Origin of the sequence: Sphingomonas sp. OK281 (genome assembly GCF_900115295.1) — a bacterium.
GTDB lineage: Bacteria > Pseudomonadota > Alphaproteobacteria > Sphingomonadales > Sphingomonadaceae > Sphingomonas.
The window spans coordinates 1-2,877 of sequence record NZ_FOVZ01000016.1; the positions used below are offsets into that span (position 1 = coordinate 1).

The window sequence follows — 2,877 nt, forward strand, 5'->3', positions numbered from 1 at the left end:
CTAAACTATCGAAAGGATGGATCTGCGTTCTGGAACGCGTTGTACCTGAGCCCTGTACGCAATGACGCCGGCAAAGTTGTATTCTTCTTCGCCTCCCAGCTTGATGTTACTGACCGCGTCAAGGCGCAGACTATCATTTCAAAGCAAAAGTTATTGGTCGAACAGGAAGTCGAGGCGCGCACGTCAGACCTCGAGGCCGCGCTAGATGCGAAAACTCTGCTGCTTCACGAAGTCGACCACCGGGTCAAGAACAACCTTACGATGATCGGTTCACTTCTGCGTTTGCAGGCGCGTAGCATATCAGACCCGGCCGTTTCATCAAAACTTGAAACCATGCTCGAACGGGTTGATGCGCTGGCGACAGTGCATCGCCGTCTTTATCAGTCGGACGACGTCACCCGGTTCGATGTCGGGGCGTTTACCGAAAATCTAATCAGCGACGTCGTTGGTGCCAGCCGACGCGACGACATCAAGCTTGTTTCGAAAATTTCGCAAATAGAGGTGCCGTCCAGTAAGGCGGCATCGCTTGGGTTGATCCTCAACGAAATAGCGACCAACGCCATCAAGCATGCATTTGCCGACGGGCGAGCCGGTACGATTTCCGTCCGCACCGCCCTGGAAGGCAATAATGCCCTGATCGAAATCACCGATGATGGGCATGGGCTTGCCAGCAATGACGTTCAGCCGGACGGCATTGGCAAGATGCTTATCTCCCGCCTCGCCAAGCAAGTCAGGGCCGACGTCGTGTGGTCCGACGCCGCCCCCGGGGTTCGTGTATCTCTCTCATTCCCGGTGGACGATTAATGAGTGTACGTGCCCAACCGCCGTTGAACGTGCTGATCGTCGAGGACGAAGCTCTTTTGGCCATGGATATCGAAGCGATGATCGAAGACGCCGGTCACCGTGTCGTCGGCGAGGCCGCGTCTCTCTACGAAGTTGAAGACCTGGCAAGCGATCTCCATCCGGACTTGGCTTTTGTTGACATACAGCTTGCGAAAGGCACCAGCGGCCTAGATGTCTGCGCGTTGATCAGGAAGCGATGGGCGGGCGCGATAGTCGTCTTCGTCACTGCAAACCCGCTCAAGATCCCAGCCGACTTTGCCGGTGGCCATGGCGTCATACCCAAGCCCTTCTCCCGGAATGGTCTGATGTCCGCAATGCGCTACATCGAAGAGGGTGTCTGCGATCCACCGCCCGTATCCCCGCAGCCAGCGAGCTTCATTGCAGCACCCGCGTTTGCCGCAGAGTGGTCCCAGACCAGTCCCTGATTTCCGGGTGATAAGCGATAATCCACGGCCTCACGAAGTGGGACGACAGATGACAGAAGTTATACATAAATTCGATTACGTTGATCCATCAACGTCTTACCGCTAGGACGTTCCCGCTTTGGACCGTCAGCCACTCCCACCTTCGCCTATTCGACCGCACGATGCCTCAGGTGTCGTACGCGAGGCTGTCGACGCATTTGCGTCCCGCCTCGACGAGCATGACCCCTTCGTTGCGGCGTTCGATCACTGCATTACGCCGATGGTCGTCAGCGATCCAACGCTACCGGATAACCCGCTGGTTTACGTCAATCGTGCGTTCGAGGCTCTGACGGGGTTCTCGGCAGTCGAGGTCGTTGGCCGGAACTGCCGTTTCATGCAGGGACCGTTGACCGATCAGGCCGACGTCCAACGCATGAAGGACGCAATTGCTCTTCGTAAGCCGATCGATATCGACCTCCTTAATCACCGTCGTGATGGCACGCCGTTCTGGAACCGCCTCATGGTCGCGCCCGTGCATGACGCGACCGGCAGCCTACGCTACTTCGTGGCATCCCAGCTCGATGTCACACTCGAGCGGCACGGGCTGTTGCAGTTGGAACGCGACCGCGACACGCTGAGTGCCGAGCTTGCGAAGCGCGAAGTTGCGCTAGCCGAACGAGAGGCCCGCCTGGCACTTGCGCTCGATGCTGGCGGACTGGGCACTTGGACCATCGACCTGCCGGAATGGCGGCTCAGCTACTCGCCAAGTTGCCTGACGAACTTTGGCCGGCCTGTCGGTGAAAAGTTGTCGATGGAAGGTATGTTGGCATGCGTTCATCCAGAGGATCGAGACCTCCTCACGAACTCGCTGAACAGCGCTATCGAGCATGGCACGCGGTATAACGTCGAATACCGCATTCTAACGCCTGAAGGCGAGCAACGCTGGATCCATTCCCAAGGCTCGCTGCAGCGTCGCGCGGATGGCACACCGTTGGCGGTTTCAGGCTTTTCGAGCAATGTTTCAGCTCGCAAATTCGCCGAGGAGCAACGGTCGGTTCTGGCACATGAACTGACGCACCGTGTGAAGAACACGCTTGCGACGGTCAGTGCCGTTGTGAGTCAGACGCTACGCGATGCTGCGTCCCTTGCTGAAGCTCGGGATGCGGTGTCGGGCCGCATCGCTAGCCTTGCGTCTGCGCACGAACTGCTGCTCAAGGACGAGATCGAAGGCGCGGCAATCGGTGAGATCGTCGAGCGGGTGCTGGCGCCGTTCATGGACAGCAACGGTCGACGGTTTTCTGCTGTCGGCCCGACGATACGGCTGACCCCGGAAGTGACACTTGCGTTGTCTATGGCACTGCACGAGCTGGCGACCAACGCGATCAAATATGGAGCGCTCTCGGTACCGGAGGGTCAGGTGAGCATAACCTGGGACCTGAACGGCAATGCAACGGAACGCCGACTTACCTTCTCCTGGACGGAGCAGGATGGTCCTATCGTTGCTATGCCAACACGTGTTGGATTTGGTACGAGAATGATTGAGCGCGTCCTGTCACGCCACATCCGCGGCAAGGCGGAAATCCAATATCTGCCGGAAGGTGTTCGCTTCGCAATCGAAGCGCCGATCTAA

The 2,877-nt window shown here is 58.0% G+C and carries 3 protein-coding genes; all 3 read left to right on the forward strand.

Annotated features, from left to right (window positions below):
* On the forward strand, positions 1 to 804 hold an 804-nt coding region (locus tag BM244_RS22430), incomplete at its 5' end, for a sensor histidine kinase (protein ID WP_139227103.1).
* Entirely contained in the window at positions 804 to 1,268 is a 465-nt protein-coding gene (locus tag BM244_RS22435; protein ID WP_093401127.1) for a response regulator, read from the forward strand. The genes BM244_RS22430 and BM244_RS22435, both read left to right, overlap by 1 nt.
* 118 nt (positions 1,269 to 1,386) lie before the next feature.
* On the forward strand, positions 1,387 to 2,877 hold the full coding sequence (locus BM244_RS22440) for an HWE histidine kinase domain-containing protein (RefSeq protein WP_093401128.1): 1,491 nt from the start codon (positions 1,387 to 1,389) through the stop codon (positions 2,875 to 2,877).

Excerpts from the sequence above, each read along its gene's own strand:
- BM244_RS22435 (WP_093401127.1), top strand. The coding sequence starts at position 804 with ATGAGTGTACGTGCCCAACCGCCGTTGAACGTGCTGATCGTCGAGGAC.